At 69.1% G+C, this 16,785-nt stretch carries 18 protein-coding genes; 10 read left to right on the forward strand and 8 right to left on the reverse strand.

Annotated features, from left to right (window positions below):
* Nucleotides 1–3: 3 nt before the first annotated feature.
* Entirely contained in the window at nt 4–573 is a 570-nt protein-coding gene (locus tag NI1_RS05545; protein ID WP_067814594.1) for a neocarzinostatin apoprotein domain-containing protein, read from the forward strand.
* Nucleotides 570–881 (forward strand): Dabb family protein, encoded by a 312-nt coding sequence (locus tag NI1_RS05550; RefSeq protein WP_067814596.1) that lies wholly within the window; start codon nt 570–572, stop codon nt 879–881. Before NI1_RS05545 ends, NI1_RS05550 begins: the two co-directional genes overlap by 4 nt.
* Before the next feature lie 31 nt (nt 882–912).
* Here NI1_RS05550 and NI1_RS05555 read toward each other — a convergent pair whose 3' ends face one another.
* Nucleotides 913–1,866 (reverse strand): SDR family NAD(P)-dependent oxidoreductase, encoded by a 954-nt coding sequence (locus NI1_RS05555; RefSeq protein WP_067814597.1) that lies wholly within the window; start codon nt 1,864–1,866, stop codon nt 913–915.
* Between the two features lie 140 nt (nt 1,867–2,006).
* Between NI1_RS05555 and NI1_RS05560 the strand changes: the two genes are divergently transcribed.
* The 6 genes from NI1_RS05560 to NI1_RS05585 are packed head-to-tail and all read left to right on the forward strand — an operon-like array spanning nt 2,007 to nt 7,272.
* On the forward strand, nt 2,007–2,591 hold the full coding sequence (locus NI1_RS05560) for a lipocalin family protein (protein ID WP_067814599.1): 585 nt from the start codon (nt 2,007–2,009) through the stop codon (nt 2,589–2,591).
* Nucleotides 2,588–3,916, forward strand: coding sequence for an NAD(P)/FAD-dependent oxidoreductase (locus tag NI1_RS05565; protein ID WP_067815433.1), 1,329 nt, complete (start codon nt 2,588–2,590; stop codon nt 3,914–3,916). Before NI1_RS05560 ends, NI1_RS05565 begins: the two co-directional genes overlap by 4 nt.
* Nucleotides 3,913–4,635: a DUF1365 domain-containing protein gene (locus NI1_RS05570; RefSeq protein WP_067814602.1), complete on the forward strand. Its 723-nt coding sequence runs from the start codon at nt 3,913–3,915 to the stop codon at nt 4,633–4,635. The genes NI1_RS05565 and NI1_RS05570 overlap by 4 nt, the downstream gene beginning before the upstream one ends.
* The gene (locus tag NI1_RS05575; protein WP_067814604.1) at nt 4,632–5,993 is read left to right on the forward strand and encodes an SAM-dependent methyltransferase; all 1,362 of its coding nucleotides are present in this window, start codon (nt 4,632–4,634) and stop codon (nt 5,991–5,993) included. The genes NI1_RS05570 and NI1_RS05575 overlap by 4 nt, the downstream gene beginning before the upstream one ends.
* A complete protein-coding gene (locus NI1_RS05580) occupies nt 5,993–6,400 on the forward strand; it encodes a hypothetical protein (protein WP_067814606.1) in 408 nt (135 codons plus the stop codon). The genes NI1_RS05575 and NI1_RS05580 overlap by 1 nt, the downstream gene beginning before the upstream one ends.
* Complete coding sequence (locus NI1_RS05585) at nt 6,400–7,272, forward strand: MerR family transcriptional regulator (protein WP_067815435.1); 873 nt, start codon at nt 6,400–6,402, stop codon at nt 7,270–7,272. Before NI1_RS05580 ends, NI1_RS05585 begins: the two co-directional genes overlap by 1 nt.
* Nucleotides 7,273–7,329: 57 nt before the next feature.
* On the opposite strand, the gene NI1_RS05590 is transcribed toward NI1_RS05585, so the two are convergent.
* From NI1_RS05590 to NI1_RS05615, 6 genes are all read right to left on the reverse strand, one after another.
* Entirely contained in the window at nt 7,330–8,187 is an 858-nt protein-coding gene (locus NI1_RS05590; RefSeq protein WP_067814608.1) for a MerR family transcriptional regulator, read from the reverse strand.
* Nucleotides 8,188–8,437: 250 nt separating this feature from the next.
* Nucleotides 8,438–9,877 carry an aldehyde dehydrogenase family protein gene (locus tag NI1_RS05595; protein WP_084522556.1) on the reverse strand — a complete coding sequence of 480 codons (1,440 nt, stop codon included), beginning with the start codon at nt 9,875–9,877 and terminating at the stop codon, nt 8,438–8,440.
* Nucleotides 9,874–11,007, reverse strand: coding sequence for an FAD-dependent oxidoreductase (locus tag NI1_RS05600; RefSeq protein WP_067814612.1), 1,134 nt, complete (start codon nt 11,005–11,007; stop codon nt 9,874–9,876). The genes NI1_RS05595 and NI1_RS05600 overlap by 4 nt, the downstream gene beginning before the upstream one ends.
* Nucleotides 11,004–12,392 (reverse strand): aldehyde dehydrogenase family protein, encoded by a 1,389-nt coding sequence (locus tag NI1_RS05605; protein WP_067814613.1) that lies wholly within the window; start codon nt 12,390–12,392, stop codon nt 11,004–11,006. The genes NI1_RS05600 and NI1_RS05605 overlap by 4 nt, the downstream gene beginning before the upstream one ends.
* The gene (locus NI1_RS05610) at nt 12,389–13,672 is read right to left on the reverse strand and encodes an acyl-CoA dehydrogenase family protein (protein WP_245663076.1); all 1,284 of its coding nucleotides are present in this window, start codon (nt 13,670–13,672) and stop codon (nt 12,389–12,391) included. The genes NI1_RS05605 and NI1_RS05610 overlap by 4 nt, the downstream gene beginning before the upstream one ends.
* The gene (locus tag NI1_RS05615) at nt 13,669–14,151 is read right to left on the reverse strand and encodes a flavin reductase family protein (protein WP_067814615.1); all 483 of its coding nucleotides are present in this window, start codon (nt 14,149–14,151) and stop codon (nt 13,669–13,671) included. The genes NI1_RS05610 and NI1_RS05615 overlap by 4 nt, the downstream gene beginning before the upstream one ends.
* Nucleotides 14,152–14,302: 151 nt before the next feature.
* Here NI1_RS05615 and NI1_RS05620 point away from each other — a divergent pair, with 151 nt between their 5' ends.
* Nucleotides 14,303–15,088, forward strand: a complete 786-nt coding sequence (locus NI1_RS05620) for an IclR family transcriptional regulator (RefSeq protein WP_067814618.1) — start codon at nt 14,303–14,305, stop codon at nt 15,086–15,088.
* Between the two features lie 5 nt (nt 15,089–15,093).
* On the opposite strand, the gene NI1_RS05625 is transcribed toward NI1_RS05620, so the two are convergent.
* Nucleotides 15,094–15,801, reverse strand: a complete 708-nt coding sequence (locus tag NI1_RS05625) for a hypothetical protein (RefSeq protein ID WP_067814620.1) — start codon at nt 15,799–15,801, stop codon at nt 15,094–15,096.
* A 97-nt stretch (nt 15,802–15,898) separates the two neighbouring features.
* Between NI1_RS05625 and NI1_RS05630 the strand changes: the two genes are divergently transcribed.
* A complete protein-coding gene (locus NI1_RS05630; protein WP_067814622.1) occupies nt 15,899–16,780 on the forward strand; it encodes an alpha/beta fold hydrolase in 882 nt (293 codons plus the stop codon).
* The last annotated feature ends 5 nt before the right edge of the window (nt 16,781–16,785 follow it).

A 16,785-nucleotide genomic window follows, 5' to 3' on the forward strand; every position in this document is an offset into this window, starting at 1 on the left:
CAAATGAAGCAACGCACCAAGCGGCTGGCTCTACTCGCCGCCACCGCGACGGGCCTGCTCGTCGGCGCTCCGGCCGCCACCGCCGCTCCCCACCTGGAGGCGACCCCGACCTCCGGTCTGTCGGTGGGCCAGTCCGTCACGATCAAGCTCGACGGTCTGCCCGCGAATATGGCCAGTGTGGCTGTCGGCCAATGCAAGCCGCAGATCGTCGCGCCCACCGACTGCAATCTGACCGGCGCACTCATGGGCAAGGCGGACGAGCAGGGCACCTGGCAGGCGGCCACCGGTAACGCGGCCGTCGTCCTGGTGGGCAAGGTCGGCGACACCGACTGCACCGCCGCCCCCGGCGCGTGCACGCTGAGCGTCACCAGCTTGACCAACCCGTCCCAGATCCTCGCCTCGATTCCGCTCAGCTTCGGGAGCGCACCGACGACGGCACCGGCGGCCGCATCGAGTTCGGTGGACGCCGACGACGACAGCGACACCGGCTGGTACATCGGTGGCGGCGTGGTCGCGGTGCTGGTGCTCGCCGCCGTACTGCTGATTGTCTTCCGGCGTCGCGGTGCGAGATGAGCGATTCCGCGCTCACGCATGTGGTGCTGATGAAGTTTTACGTGCGTGCCGATGCGGCGCGAGCCGCCGATCTACTGAGCGCTCTCCCCGGCAAGGTGCCGCATATCCGCTCGTTGACCGTCGCGCTGGACGAACTGGCGACGGCGGTCTCCTACGATCTGTGCCTCACCACGACCCATACCTCATCCACGGAACTCGCCGCGTATCAACAGCATTCGGCGCACCTCGAGGTAGCGGATTGGCTGGTGCCACGCCTCGCCGCCCGCGCTGTGGTGGACTACCGGAATGCATCGATAGTGCATCGCTAATTCGGTCGTTCCGTTCGACCCGGGCTGGGCGTCAGCCGGGTTCGATACCGGCCGCGAGGGCGCAATACCGCCACACCCGGTCGGTGTCGGCCGCCGAGTTCCGAGTGTGCGGGAGATAGTGCTCGGGGCGGACGCGCCGATCGTGCCAGAACCGGCCGGACGGCACGTCCGTCGCGGCCAGCCAGGCCGCGGTATCCGCCCCTTGGGCGGCGGTACGCAACAGCGGCCGCGTGATGCGCCGGAAGGACGGCAGTGCCCCGGCGATGCCCGGTGTATCGACCCATCCCGGGTGCATGCTGTGCACGGAAATGCCCTGGGGCGCATACCGTTCGGCCAATTTCGGGGTCAGCGCCACCTGAATTCGCTTGCTTCGCGCATATGCGGTCGCGCCGCGATAGGAACCCGTGCGGTACTCGATGTCGTCCGGGTGCAGCGCCTGGGTGTACATGCCGCCGGAGGAGACCAGGACAACGCTCGCCGATTCCGCGTCCGCCAGCGCCGGTTCGAGCAGTTCGGTCAGCAGTATCGGGCCGAGTACATGGGTGGCCAGGCAGACCTCGTGCCCTTGTGTGCTCTCGGCCCGTGAGTTCGGCAATACACCCGCGTTGTGCACCAATGCGTCCACCGGCTCGGTTCGCGTATTCAATTCGCGCGCGCATCTCCGTACGTCGTCGAGGTCGGAGATATCGCAGCGGGTGACGCGTGGCGTATTGCGGGTTCGTGCGGCGATCTCGGCGGCGGCAGCTCGGCCGCGTTCGAGGTCGCGGACCACCAACTCGACGGTCGCTCCCAGCCGGGCGAGTTCGGTGGCGATGGCCTTCCCGATGCCGCCATTCGATCCCGTGACCAGCGCTGTCCGTCCCTGCAATGACCCCGCCTCCAGTGGTTGCCAGCCCGGCCGCCGCAGTGCGAACCCGGGCTTGCCGTAGCCCAGCACCACCGACCGGTCGAGCAAGGCATCGAGAAGACCGGGTGAGTAGTTCATTCGGATCGCCACCTCTCATCGCGCCCGGGTGCGAGCACACTTCTCACATTATGCATCGATTATGCATCGTTAGTGTGTTATCGTCGGGCTTCCGAGATCGGGCGACGCCCGCTCCTCGACCACGATCCGCGGAGAAGACCATGACTACTACCGCACTCCGGCGCCGGCTCCGGTTCGCCGCCCTCACCCTCACGCTGGCCGGCGGCATCGTATTCGCGCACCCGGCCGCCGCCGCGCCTCCCGCCCCCGTACCGGCGCTGGATGTCCAGCGCTACCTGGGTACCTGGATCCAATTGGCCGCGATCCCGCAACCGTTCAGCCTGGCCTGCGCCCGCGACACCCGCGCCGAATACAGCGCCGCCCCGGACGGTCTCGTCGTCCGCAACTCCTGCACCACCTGGCTGGGCACCCGGGACGAGCGCTACGGCACCGCCCGCATCGTCGACGCGGAGACCGACGCGCAGCTGGCGGTGGCGTTCGGTCGCGAACCCGACCGCACCCCGAATTACGTGGTCACCGCCTTGGACCCGGAATACCAGTGGGCATTGGTGGTGAATCCGGAGCGGACCGCGGCCTTCGTGCTTTCGCGAACCCCTGCGCCGGACGAAACCCGCTGGGCCGCAGTGCGCGCGGCGGTTGAGGCGGCGGGCATCGACCCGTGCCTGGTGGTGACCTCACCGGTCACCGGCGGGTCCGATCGGATCGTTCCGCTGTGCGCGCGCTGACCGGCGGAACCCGCCGGGTCGCCGTGATCGGCAGCGGAGTCTCCGGGCTCACCGCCGCCTGGGTGCTCGCGCGGGACTGCGAAGTGGTGCTCTACGAGGCGGATTCGCGATTGGGCGGCCACGCGCACACCCACCGGCTGCCCGCCCGCGCCGACGGTTCGGGGCAAGAGCTCGGCGTCGATTCCGGATTCATCGTGCACAACGACCGGACCTACCCCACCCTGCTCCGGCTGTTCGGCGAATTGGGCGTCGCCACACAGGATTCCGATATGTCGATGTCGGTCCGGTGCGACGGTTGCGGGCTCGAATACGCCGGAGCCAAGGGAGCCCGCGGACTGTTCCCCGTCGCCGCGACGCTGCGCCGGGGACAGTATCTGCGCATGCTCGGTGAAATAACCAGATTTCATCGGCTGGCCCGCGCCGAACTGGACCGAGACGGCGACGACACCCGTACTCTCGGCGACTTCCTCGCGGCCGGAGCGTTCACCCCTTATTTCACAACGCATTTCATGGTCCCGCTGGTCGCGGCGGTCTGGTCCTGCCCGCCGAACCTGGCGCTGGACTATCCCGCGCGGTATCTGTTCACCTTTCTCGACCACCACGGCATGCTCACGGTTTTCGGTTCACCGACCTGGCGGACCGTGACCGGCGGATCGGGCACGTACGTGGCCGCGGTCGCGTCGGGATTGCACGAAGTGCGAGCGGGCGTGCCGGTGCGGGCCGTGCACCGGGCCGCCCGCACGGTCGCCGTACGCGACGATGCCGATCGAGTCGACTTCTTCGATGCGGCGGTCATCGCCACGCATCCGGAACAGGCACTGCGCCTGCTGGATTCGCCGACCCTGGCCGAGAGCGAGATACTCGGTGCGCTGCCGTATTCGACGAACCGGACCGTGCTGCACACCGACGATTCGGTGCTGCCCCGAGCCACCGCCGCACGGGCATCGTGGAACTACCGGCTACCCGATTGCGCCGCCGCGCCCGACCGAGTACTGGTCAGCTACGACCTGACCCGGCTGCAACGCCTCACCGCGGCCTCCGATCGCCGGTTTCTGGTCACGCTGGGCGACGAGGAAGCGGTCGCGGCCGATTCCGTGCTGGCGCGCATGACCTACGAACATCCGCAGTACACCCCGGATTCGATGGCGGCCAGGCGGCGGCTACCCAGCATCGGCGACGGGCTGGTGGCCTTCGCGGGCGCCTACCACGGCTGGGGTTTCCACGAGGACGGCGCGCTGTCGGGGCTGCGGGCGGCGGAGCGGGTCGGTGGCAGCTGGGCCGGTGCCGGTGCGCGGGAAGCCGACCTGTCGACGGTCCGGTCATGACGCGCGCACGGCTGGTGCGCACCGAGATCCGGCACACCCGCATTCATCCGCTCCGGCATCACTTCGCCTACCGCGGTTACAGCTGGCTCGTCGACCTCGACGAAATGCCGGTCCTGCCTTGGTATTTGCGTCCCTTCGCGGAATTCCGTGCGCGCGACCGGCTCGGTGCCGATCCGGATTCCATTCGCCGCAATGTCGAGGATCACCTCGCCGCGGCCGGAATCGATCTCGCCGGGGGCCGGGTGCTGATGCTCGCCAACGGCCGCGTGCTCGGCCACGTCTTCGATCCGCTCACGGTGTTCTGGTGTCACCAGCACACCGGCGAATTGCGTTGCGTGATAGCCGAAGTGCACAACACCTACGGTGAACGGCACCGCTACCTGGTGCACGGTGAGTCCGGCGCGATCGCCAAAGAGTTCTACGTCTCACCGTTCAACCCGGTGGCAGGTACCTACCGGGTCAGTCTGCCGGTTCCGTCGGATCGGCTGCGGTTGGCCATCGCGCTCGCGGACACGGACGGCCGCACCATGTTCACCGCCACCGTGGACGGAACGGTGCAGCCCGCCGGAACCGGCGCGCTCGTTCGAGCGCTGGTCGCGCATCCCTTGGAAACCTGGCGGGTCAGCGCCCGGATCCGGATCCAGGGTCTGCGGCTGTGGGCGCGCGGACTGCCGGTCATCCCACGCCCATCACGTGCAAGTCAGGAGGCACTCTCGTGATCACCCCAGTTCGTTCGCCGGACACCGTAGCCGTCGACCTCGAGGATAAGTGGGCGGACCTGTGGCCGCTCCCGCGCGGGGCCCGCGCCACGGTCGGCCGCCCGGTTGTCATGGCTCTGTTCCGCAACGCGGTTCGAGGTCTGCCGATGCGGGTGGAGCTGCCTGACGGACGGGTCCTCGGCGGCGGCGATGCCACGGCGCCCCGCATGATCGTGCACGATACGCGGGCTTTCGCCACCCGCATCGCCGCCCGCGGTCTCATCGGGTTCGGCGAGTCGTACATGACCGGCGACTGGTCCGCGCCGGATCTGCCCGCCGTGCTAACGGTGCTGGCCGCCCGGATCGACAGGCTGATACCCGCTCCACTGCAACCACTTCGAGCGCTGTTGCTGGCGCGGCAACCCCGCGAGACACGCGCGGACCGCGCCGGGGCCCGCGACAACGCCGCCCGCCATTACGACCTGTCCAACGAGTTCTTCGGGCTCTTCCTGGACCCGTCCATGACCTACTCCTCGGCGCTGTTCGACAGCCTCGAGCCGGCCCCGGATTGGAATGACCTCGCCGCGGCGCAGGCCCGCAAAATCGATCGGCTGCTCGACGACGCGGATGTGGGGCCGGGGAGCTCGGTACTCGAAATCGGTACCGGCTGGGGCGAATTGGCCATCCGTGCGGCGCGGCGTGGGGCGCGGGTGCGCTCGGTGACGCTCTCGGCGCAGCAGCAGCGGCTGGCCCGCCGGCGCGTGGCAGCGGCCGGGTTCGCCGATCGGGTCGAGATCGAACTGCTCGATTACCGGGCGGTGCGCGGGCGTTACGACGCGGTCGTGTCGGTGGAGATGATCGAGGCGGTCGGCTACGACTACCTGCCCGAATACCTGTCCGTATTGGACGGACTGGTAGCGCCGGGCGGCCGGATCGCCTTGCAGGCCATCACGATGCCGCACGACCGGATGCGGGTCAGCCGCCGGACGCACACCTGGATCCAGAAGTACATCTTCCCCGGTGGCTTCCTGCCTTCGGAAGTCCTTTTGACGCAACTGCTTTCCGAGCACACCGGCTTGGGTATAGCGGACCGGCGGGCATTGGGGCCGCACTACGCCGAAACGCTGCGGCTGTGGCGGGAACGCTTCGTCGAGGCGGCAGACCAGGTCGGCACCCTCGGCTTCGATGAGGTCTTCCGGCGTATGTGGTTGCTGTATCTGGCCTATTCGGAGGCGGGTTTCCGATCCGGCTACCTGGATGTGGTGCAGCTCGTACTCACGCAACGTGAGGGAGTGGCCACCGTGTGCACCGACCGCGTCCAGGAGACCCTGCCCTCGGCGATCATCGCCGCCGATTCCGGCGATACGGCGGTGGCGTGATGACTGCCGCGCTCCCGCGCCGGGTGCTGGGGGCGGCTACGGCCGCCTACGGTGCGGCCGTAGCCGTGCGCCCCGAGATCCTGTTGCGCCCCAGCGGGCTCGGAGCCGGTGACGAGCCCGCGCTGCGCACCCTGACGCGCCTGGTCGCACTGCGCGACCTCGCCTCGGGGCTGGCGATGGCGGTCGCCTCCGGCCCGCAGGCTCGCCGCGGCGTGGTGGCTGTCCGGCTGGCCTCCGACCTGGCCGACACCCTCGTCTTCGGCCGGGCGCTCGCCGGTCGGCCCGAACGCACGAAAACGCTTGCCGTGACCGGTGGTTGGGGCCTGTTGTGCGCGGCCGCGGCCGGCTACGAGGCATATGCGGACACCCGGCGGCCGAGCACCACCACGCCGGGATCGGGGGTGTGATGCCCGCCCCGCCCGGCGATGCGGAGCCGCGCGGGCTCACCGAATACACGGTGGCCGAGGTGGCGCGACGGCTGGGCCTGCCGGTCGCGACGCTGCGCAGCTGGAACCGGCGCTACGGCATCGGCCCGCTACAGCATCGGCCCGGGCGGCACCGCCACTACACCGAGGACGATCTCGCGGTCGTGACCCGGATGGTCGAATTGGTCCGGGCCGGAGCCGTCCCGGCCAGCGCCGCCCGGGCCGCGCGCGCAATGTCGGGGCCGGTGCCGGCGCTCGGCGACGCCGCAGCGGTCGTGGCCGCGAGCGCGGCAATGGATGTCACCCGGCTGCTGAGCCTGCTGGGCGCACACCTGGCACACCACGGCGTGAACGCCACCTGGAATCTGCTGTGCCGCCCCGCTTTCGACACAATCGTGGCACGGCAACAAGCCGGGCTGGGCTACATCGAAGTCGAGCACCTGCTCACCTGGGCGATCACGGCAAGCCTGCATCGCATCGTGCCCCTGCTGCCGGACGCGCCAGGTCTGCCCGGCGGAGTGGTCCTCGCCTGCACCGACGGCGAACAGCACGTACTACCCCTGGAAGTCCTACGCGCCGGCCTCGCCGAACGCGGCCACGCCGCACTGCTGCTGGGCGCATCGGTGCCGCCGACCGCCCTCGCCGACGCCCTGGTCTCGAACGGCCCACCCGTCACCGTGGTGCTGTGGTCGCATTCGGCGTTCACCGCCGGACCCGCATCGGTGCGAGTGGCGGAGTCGCACGCCGACCGAGTCCTGCTGGCGGGCCCGGGCTGGAACCAGGACAAGCGAGCGCGCCAACACCGGCATCTCACATCACTGGAAGCGGCGCTCGATACCCTCACCAGCCCTTGACCTTCCGCGCCACTCGATTGACTCTATGGGCGAGTGCGTGGTTCGTGCGAGGCTCTATCAGTCGGGGATGGAGGTGAGTTGTTCGACTGCCTCGGCGAGGCCGGTCAGGCGGACTACCGGGGTGGGAAGCAGCAGTGTTTCCCAGCCGGGGCCGCCGAGATAGACGCGGGCGTCGACGTCGAGGCATGCGCGTACCGCCGAGGTCAGTGCCGTGGATTCCTGTTGTGACCACAGGACGACGCTGGCGCGTCCGGACGTGCGGGAGAGGGTTTCGCGGAGGGCGCTCGTCGGTACGTCGGGGCCGAGCATGTGTGCGCCGGTGCCGTGTTCGGCTAGGGCGGCGCGTAGTACTTCCATTGGCAGGGAATGGGTTTCGCCGCTGGTGCAGGCCAGGACCAGGGGTGCGGTGACGCGGGTGGGGAGTGGCGGCGCGGCCCGGTGCATGGTGGTGGTGATGCACCAGGAGAGCAGGTGCTCCACGTCGACGCATCCTTCGCCGCCGAGCTGCCGCGTCACGATGTCGGCGAAAGCCGGGCGGCACAGGCGGTCCCAGGTGTCGACGACGCCGTGGACGCGCACATGTTCGGCGAGCAGCTCGCAGACCGCGGGGGTGTCGAGAGCGAAGGCGGCGTCGAGCAGCGCCGCTGTGTCCAGGCGCTCGAGTGTGGGTCCGCGCACCGCCGCGGCGGCCGCGGCCGGTGAGGATCCGGCGCGAATGAGTTCGAGCATGCGGGTGAGCAGCGCCAGATCCGCTTCGCTGTACAGGCGATGCTGGCCCGGGCGGCCCTGTTCGGGTCCGATGCCGTAGCGCCGGTTCCAGCTCCGCAGCGTCGGGGTGGGTATGCCCAGCCGTTCGGCGACCGTGCCGACCGGATAGCCGGCCTGCGCCGGGACGGATAGCGAGCGGTGAGGCATGGCAATGATTGTGCCCGGCGTCGGCGCGTGGTTCGCGCAGGCCCACAGCGTTCGGCGGGGTCGGGAGGAAAACTCGGCGCGGTTGAGCGGAAATACGCTGTGCGCGGCCCGGAGCAGGCGGACCCCCTGGGGACAGCCGGTGGCATTCGGAAAGCGTCGTGACGCCGAACGAGAACCGGATGACCGCCGGTTGCCCGCTGAGTCGCCATGACCGGCTCCCGGATTCCGGCCGGCGCCCGGGTGTTCCTGCTCAACCTGGCTGCTCGCCGAGCTGGCCGGGGTAGGCGCGGGCGGGCATGCCGGTGCCGCCGGGACGGAAAGCCGCGGGGGCGTGGATGACCGTGGTCTGGAGGTATTCGCGCAGGCCCTCGTCGGCGTACTCACGGCCGAAACCGCTGCGTTTGGTGCCGCCGAAGGGGGCGCGCAGGGACATTCCGGTGCGGTTGTGGGTATTGATGAAGGTGAACCCCGCCTCGACCTGGGCCGCGACAGCGTAGGCGTGGGCTTCGTCGGCGGACCAGACCGAGGCGGCCAAGCCGAGCTCGGAATCATTGGCCCGGGCGATGACTTCGTCCTCGGTGTTGTAGGTGAGCAGGGGGACGAGGGGACCGAATTGCTCGCGGCGCACCAGGTTCGCGTCGTCGGGGAGGTCCAGGGCCAGCGCCGGGGCGATGAAGTAGCCGTCGGTTCCGGTTGGGGCATCCGCGAGCGGGATCAGCCAGCCGCCCCGGTTCCAGCTGTCGGCGATCAGGTCCGTCATGCGGTCGGTGGCGGCGCGGTTCACCAGCGGGCCCATGGTGACCTGCTCGTCGAGCGGATCGCCGACCCGCAGGATGCGTCGCGCCGCGGCCAGATAGGACTCGACGAACTCGTCGAGCCGTGTCTTGGGGACGTACAGGCGTTTGGCGGCCATGCACACCTGGCCGGCGGTGGCGAAGGAGGCGAGTACGAGACGCTCGTAATCGCTTGGGGTGAGCGCGAAGTCGGGCAGGAAGATGGCCGGGTCGTTACCGCCGAGCTCGAGGGTGACCGGGGTGAGGGCGCTTCCGGCCGCCGCGGCGATGCTGCGTCCGGCCTGCTCACCGCCGGTGAAGGCGACCTTGGCGATCAGCGGGTGGGTGATGAGCGCGCCGACGGTATCGGGGCCGCCGTGGATCACGTGGACGCCGGGCAGCAGAGCGGCAGCCTCGGTCACCGCGAGCGGGGCCAGCGGAGAAGGCTTGAGCACCACCGTGTTTCCCGCCGCGAGGGCCGGTCCGAGCTTGAGCATGGCCAGGATGATGGGCGCGTTCCACGGGGTGATGGCGGCGATCACGCCATACGGGGCGGGGATGCGGGACAGGCGGCCCTGCTCGTCGTCGATGACCGCACCGGTCAACACCCTCGGCGCATTATCGCGCACCCAGCGTAGATACGTTGCCGCGAAACGGATTTCGCCTTGGCAATCGGTGACCGGTTTGCCGCTCTCCCGGGCTAGCAGGACCGCGAGCCTGGCGGCCTTCGCCTCCAAAGCCCCCGCCGCCGAGTCGAGCGCCGCGAGCCGCTGCTCCACCGGTGCCTGCGACCACGCCCGAAAATCTCGATGCGCGCGCCGCACCACCACGTCCACCGCGCCCGGGGCGGTCATCGGGACCGAGCCGACGATTTCGGCAGGGCGAGCGGGGTTCTCGCGCCTGATCCGCTCACTCACGACCGCGCCTCCAGCGAATCGAGCAGGCAGGCGCGCCGCAGGTAGGCGCGGGCGGCGACCGGGTCGGCGGGCAATTCCCGCACCTGCTGCCGGAAGCCGTCGTCGTGTCCGCGCAGGCGCTGCCAATTGTCGTGGCTGGTGCGCTGCACATACTCGATCGCCACGGTGCGGCGACGTGTGGCCGCCAGATCGAGGGCGGTCTCGGGTGCGCCGTCGAGAACATCGGCGAGGGTGTTCGCGAGTTCGACGGCATCGTGGATGCCGCTGTTCATGCCCATCCCGCCGAGTGGATTGTTCACGTGCGCGGCATCGCCCATGAGCAGCACGCGGCCGATCCGGAAATGGTCGGTGACGCGCTGATGCACCCGATAGAGGGAGGCGTGCAGCAAACGCCACGGTCGGCCGAGATCGGCTACCGCGGTCAAACGTTCTGGTAGCCGGGACAATTCGAGCTCGTCCGGCGTATCCCCGGGAGTGGGCAGCAGCACCCGCCAGTGTTGTGGGGTGCGCAGCAATACCAGCCACTCATCGGGGTCGAACACGTAGTTGATGGGTGCGATCCCCGGTAGCGCCGCCGCGAGATCCTCGTCGACCGAGGCGACCAGGAAGCGTTCGGGGTAGGTGGTGCCCTCGAAGCGAGCGTCGAGGCCGGTGCGGACCGCCGAATGCGCGCCGTCCGCGCCGATCACCCATTCCGCACGCAGCGGCCCGCGTGAGGTGTGCAGGATGACGCTGTCGTCACCGCGATAGAGGCCCTGCACCGGCTGATCGAAACGCACGTCGGCGTCGAGGGCATCGAGCAGGATCGGGGTGAGTTTGCTCTGCTCGCACTGCACTCGGAACGGATACCGGGTGTCACCGGCCAGCACGCCCAGATCGAGGGTGGCGATCTCGCCGCCGCCGCGTTCCCGATACTGGAAGGTCGAGGCGACGATTCCCTTGTCCAGCAACGGATTCAGCACACCCAGGTCCTCGAGCATCTCGAGGGTGGGCGGATGAAAGGTGGAGGCGCGGGATTCGGTGGCCAGCGTCTTACCGGCCTCCAATACCGTCACGTCGTGACCGCGCCGGTGCAGGGTCAGGGCGGCGGTCAATCCGACCGGTCCGGCCCCGACCACGACGACGCTCACGAGGTGTGCAGGGCAAAGCGGCCCTCGACGCCGAGAACGCGGGTGCCGGTGAAGAACCGGAGGGTCTCCGCGGTGCCTTCCTCACCGAGGCCGGACAGACCCCAGGCCGGGCGCGGAGTCATCAGGTGCAGGCTCATGATCGAGGACCCGTTGACCTTCACTTCTCCGGCTCGAATCCGTTGCGCCACCGACAAAGCCAGCTCTTCGTCGGCCCCGCAGACATAACCCTCGAGCCCGAACGGGCCGGAGTTCGCCAGCCGGACGGCCTCGTCGATGGAGGTGTAGGTGACGACGCCCGCGACCGGGCCGAAGACCTCATCGGTCAGATCATCGTCGAGCAGGGTGGGGGCGAAATAGTTCCCCTGTTCGGGAATCGTCCCGAACGACCGCGACCCGCGCCCCGATACCGCCGTTCGCATGGCGGCCACATGCCGGGAGTGCACCAGGGGCCCGAAGTCGGTTCCAGGGTCGAGCGGGTCGCCGATTCGCAAGTCCGCCAGCCGTTTACCGATGGCTTCCAGCAGGTCTTCGGCATGATCCGCCGGCAGGACGAGTCGCCCCAGTGCCCGGCACCACTGCCCGTTGAGGGTGGTGAGCAGCTCCGCGGCCATCCGGGCGGCCGTCTCGAGGTCCGCGTCCGGTAAGACCACGAGTGGATTGTTGCCGCCCAGTTCCAGCTGACAGGGCCGCAGCAGCGGAGCCGATGCGGTGGCCACGGACCGCCCGCCGGCCAGCCCGCCGGTGAACGACACCGCCCTGATGCGCGGGTCGCCCACCAGCTGCGCCCCGGTTTCCGCGCCGCCGTGCACGAGCTGGAACATGCCGTCGGGGACATGCTCGGCGATCACCCGGGCGAGCGGAATCGAACTGTAGGGGGCGAATTCGCTGACCTTGAGGATGACCGGGCAGCCCGCCGCGAGCGCATTGGCGACCTTGTGCGCGGCCATCGGCGCGGGTGCGTTCCACGGTGTCAGGCACAGCGCGGGCCCGAGTGGCAGCCGGTGCACCTGCACCCCGTCGCGATCGGCGCGCAGCACGCCGTTGCGCAGCTGGTCGGCGGCGAGCCGGAAGGATCCGGAGACGATCACGCCGAGCGGGGCGGTCTGCCGGATCGGGACACCCGTTGCCCGCGAATCCAATTCGGTGATGACGCCCAGTTGCTTGTCGAGATCGTCCGCGATGGCGTCGAGCAGTTCGGCGGTGATCGCGCCCCCGGCACGATCGGCGACCTCGAGTGCGCGTTCCACTCGTTCGGGAGCGGTGGCCATGCCGCGTGCCACCGCCGCGCCGGTCGCCGGATTCTCCAGGTCCAAACCGAGATCGACAGTGGGGCGGCCCCATTGCCCGTCGACGAAATCGAGTATCCCGGGCAGTTCCGCGCTCACCGGACCGCCTCCGCAGCGGATTCCGGTGCGGTGGTGAACAATTCGTTCGCCTTGGCGTCGGTGACGAGCCGTGCCACCTCGAGCATGCCGCGTTCGGCGGGGAAGGTCATCACCAACCCCATGGCGAGATCCCGCAGCGCGCGCCCGGCCGTGCCGTCCATCGAGGCCGCCGAGGTGCCACCGGCTTTGAACGCGCCCAGCGCCACCTGGAAGCACGCCTCGGTGACCGCACCCTTGCCGAGCCGCCACTGCGCGAAGACTTCCTGTTTGGGTTTGATGGGCGGCTCCACCGTCTCGATAGCGAGCTGATAGCGCAGCCACAGATAGGCGGTGTGCAATTGCCGCGTCATCTCACCGATGAGCAGCTGATGCACGGGGGAGGAGGCGATGGGTGCGCCGGTGTCGGCGAAGGTCTTTCGAGTGGTGGCAGCCAGGGTCTCGTCGTAGACCTGCTGCGCGCACCCGGTATAGACGGCCGCGATGGCCAGTTGGTTGCCGACGAAACTGCCTCTGCTCATGGTGAGCATCTTGGTGAACGCCCCCGGCACCGCCAGCGCCTCGTCGTCGGGGATGAACACCTCATCGAGCCGGATGCCGTTGTTGGCGGTGGCGCGCATACCCAGCCCGTCCCACGGCGCGCGCACGCTCACGCCGGTCGCGTCGCGCGGCACGAAGAACGTCGCCAGCCCCTCGGCGGTGTCGTAGCCCTCCAGTTTGGCCGAGGTCAGGTAATAGTCGGCGACGCCGGTCGCACAGCCGAAGGACTTCTCTCCGTTGAGAATCCAGCCGCCGTCCACCTTGCGCGCGGTGGTGGCGATGGTGATGTTGGCCTTGGCGGTCTTCACCGCTTCGGAGGCGAAGTTGGCCAGCCACACCCCCTCGGCCATCCGGGTGAGCACCTTCTCGGCGAAGGCGCGCACCAGCGGGATCTCGTCGTCGGCGAACAATCCGGCGTCGATGGCTTCCAGGGGGAGCAGCCCGCGCGAGGCGCTGGTGTTGTGGAAGAAGAAGGCCAGTGCGGTCGATGGGCATGCCGTGCCCATGGCGAAGGTGGCCGCGGCCAGATCGCGCAGCGTGCCGCCGAGGCCGCCGAACTTCTCCGGCACCACCAGGCCCAGCAGCCCGGCTTCGCGCAGCAGTGCGATATGCGAGGCCGGGAAGGTGGCGGTGCGGTCGGCCTCCGCGGCGGCGGCGCGCAGGGCGGGCAGGACCGACTCGACCCGCCCCGCGCGAGCGCGTTCGGCGTCGGTCATGTCTTCGACGAGTCGTTCGCCGATCATCGGGTCATCCCCTCGTAGTAGGTGCGATCGTGATAGATGAGCGGGGGTGCGGGTCGCGGGGCGGCGGCCTCCTGGACCAGGCCGAGCACGATGGTGTGGTCGCCGGCCGGATGGCAGGCGGCGACCACGCAATCCATCCAGGCCACCGCATCGGCGAGGACGGCCGCGCCGGTGGTCGCGGATGCCCAGCGGCCCAGAGCGAATCGGTCGCCGCGCACCGGCGTCCCGGCGAACCGGCGGCTGATGTGCTCGTGGTCGTGACCGAGCACATTGACCGCGAAGACGCCGCTGTCGCGGATGGATCGGCAGGTGGTGCTCTCGGATGCCAGGCATATCGAGACGAGCGGCGGTTCCAGGGCCACACTGGTGAACGAGCTGGCCGTCATGCCGTGCCGGGTTCCGTTGTCGCGGACAGTCGTGACTATGACGACCCCGGACGCCCACTGGGCCAGCACCGACCGGAGAGCTGTCGGCTCCACGTTCCCCTCCGTTTCGATAGTGGAAACGCTGTTACGCACAAGGTAACGCCAGGGGTGGGGTGGTGCAAGTGGGCGACCGGGAAATCCAGTGCTGGCAGTGGATTCGGGACGTCGTTTCCCATCGGGAAATCGAGTGCTCTAAGCTGGAGCCGTGTCGGACATCGAGGCCGAGAATCAGAGTCGATCCATCGCCGCCGTGGAGCGAGCCATGGATGTGTTGTTGCTGTTCGGCCGGAGCGGGCGGGCGGATCTCGGTGTCACCGAGATCGCCAATGAGCTCGGCCTGACCAAGGCCGCGGTGCACCGCATTCTGACCGCGCTGCGCAATCGCGAGCTGATCGCACTCGAACCGACCACCCGGCGCTACGCGCTCGGCCATGCCGCGATCGCACTGGGGCGCGCGTACCTGGCGCGGACCGATCTGCGGGTGATGGCCGCGCCCGAACTGCGCCGCATGGCCAATATGACCGGCGAGACCGCGACCCTGTCGATCCGCCGCGGTGACACCCGCATGTACGTGGATCAGGTTGTGCCGGAACAGGAATTGCGCATGGAGGTGGCGCTCGGGGTGCCGTATCCGCTGCACGCCGGCAGCTCCTCGAAGGTCATCCTCGCGCACCTGCGCAAGGAGGAGATCGACGAGTACCTCGACCGCCACGAGCTGACCCCGTTCACCGACGCCACCATCACCACCCCGCGCAAGTTGCGCGGGGAACTCGCCACCATCCGCAAGCAGGGGTACGCGATCTCGTTGGGGGAGCGGCAGATCGGCGCGGCCTCGGTGGCGGCGCCGGTGCTCGACCATGACGGTGGGGTGGTGGGCGCGATCAGCGTGTGCGGGCCGCTCTCGCGGTTCGAGCCCCGGATCCCGGAGCTCATCCCGCTGTTGCAGAAGGCCGCCGGCGCGCTCTCGGCCCAGCTGGGGTATTCGGGGTAAATCCGTTACAGCCGCGCGCCGGGCTTGAACACCCCCAACGCTGCCGCGGCCAGTACGCTGCCCCAGATGATCCAGACGTACGGCAGGCAGCCGTCCACGCTGCGGCGCAACGTCCGCTCGATCTGATCGGACGATCCGCTCGTCTGCAATGCGCCGAAGGCGGCACCGAAGGGGCGCAACGTCATTCGGATGCCGAGCCCGGCCGCGATGGCCGCGGTATACAGCAGGATTTTCGCCCCCAGCCACTTCGGATTGGTGGTGACCCCGAACGGTTCGGCCGCGAACAATGCGTACCCGCCCGCGCCCGCCATGGCCGCGATGACGGCGAACCGGATACCGAGGTCGGTGCGTTGCACCAGGGTGATACGCCCGTGAGTGCGGTGCTGAATCACGGTGAGCGCCAACCAGATCGCGGCGAATACCCAGACGGCTGCCACCGACCACCAGGGAAACAGCGCTATCCCGAACAGTGACGCACCGTGCGGCGCGGTCGCCATCAGTGTCACGCCACTGGGCAGGAACAACACCAGGCAGACCTTCGGCCCGAGATCCAACCCGCTCATAATGCCCAGCGCGGTCGCCCGCGCCGCCGGGGTGAGATCCGGATCGATCACGAACCGGCTGGAATAGAACACCCCCAGGTCCCCACCCAGCCAGAACACGAACAACACCAGGTGCAGCAGGATCCACCAGCCGTAGGGGTGCGCTCCCATTCCATCTCCCTGTTCTCTTCTGCGAAACGCTGTTTCGGAGTACGCTCCCGCAAAGTCTCACACCGAAACGCTGTTTCCACAACCGAAACGGGGTCCCATGCGCATCGTGCTGGCCGCCGCCCTGTCCCTGCTATTCCTCACCGCCGCACCGGCATCCGGCGACGACGCCGTCCTCCAGCGGCAAACCCGCGTCGGCTCCGACGCGGCCACCGTCTGGTATCCGGCGCACGCCGACCACCGCCTCCCGATAGCGCTCATGCTCCCCGGAGCCAATATGCGCAGCGAGTACTACGCCCGATTCGCCTCCGCCGTAGCCGATTACGGCTTCATCGTGGTCATCCCCGAACGCTATGCCATGCCCGGCTACAGCCTGCCCAACGAGGAATCGGTCACCGAAGTTCTCACCTGGGCCCGTGAACAGACCGCCGACCCATCCTCCCCGCTCCGGACCCTCGCAGACCCCGAAACCCTGGTCGTTGCCGGCCACTCCTACGGCGGCGCCACCGCCCTGTACGCCGCCGCCGACCGCTGCCAGCCACCCTTCTGCTTCGGACTCTCCTACCACCACCCTCCGCAGTTGAAGGCGATAGTCGGCCACGGCACCAACACCACCATCGGCAATTTCGTCGATGCGGTTGCGGTACAGGGCATTCCGGTCCTCTACATCAACGGGACCGACGACACCATCAGCGAACCCGCCGAGGCTCACGAGAGCTTCGCGAGCCTGACCGGCGCCCCCGCCGCCGAGTTCGTAAACCTGCTGGGCGCCAACCACTTCGGCCTGGCCGACCAGGACAACCCACCCGGTGCCGCCCCCGACTCCCACCCCGGCACCGCCCCCCGCGACCAAACCATCACCACCGCGGCCCGCTGGACCGCCATGTGGTTCCTCGCCCAACTGGGCGACGAGACAGCCCGCTCCTACGTCTACGACATCGGCCCACGCACCGACTCCGCCGTGCGCGTCGAGGCGAGATAGCCGCG

The sequence above is a fragment of the Nocardia inohanensis NBRC 100128 genome, from assembly GCF_001612945.1.
Taxonomy (GTDB): domain Bacteria; phylum Actinomycetota; class Actinomycetes; order Mycobacteriales; family Mycobacteriaceae; genus Nocardia; species Nocardia inohanensis.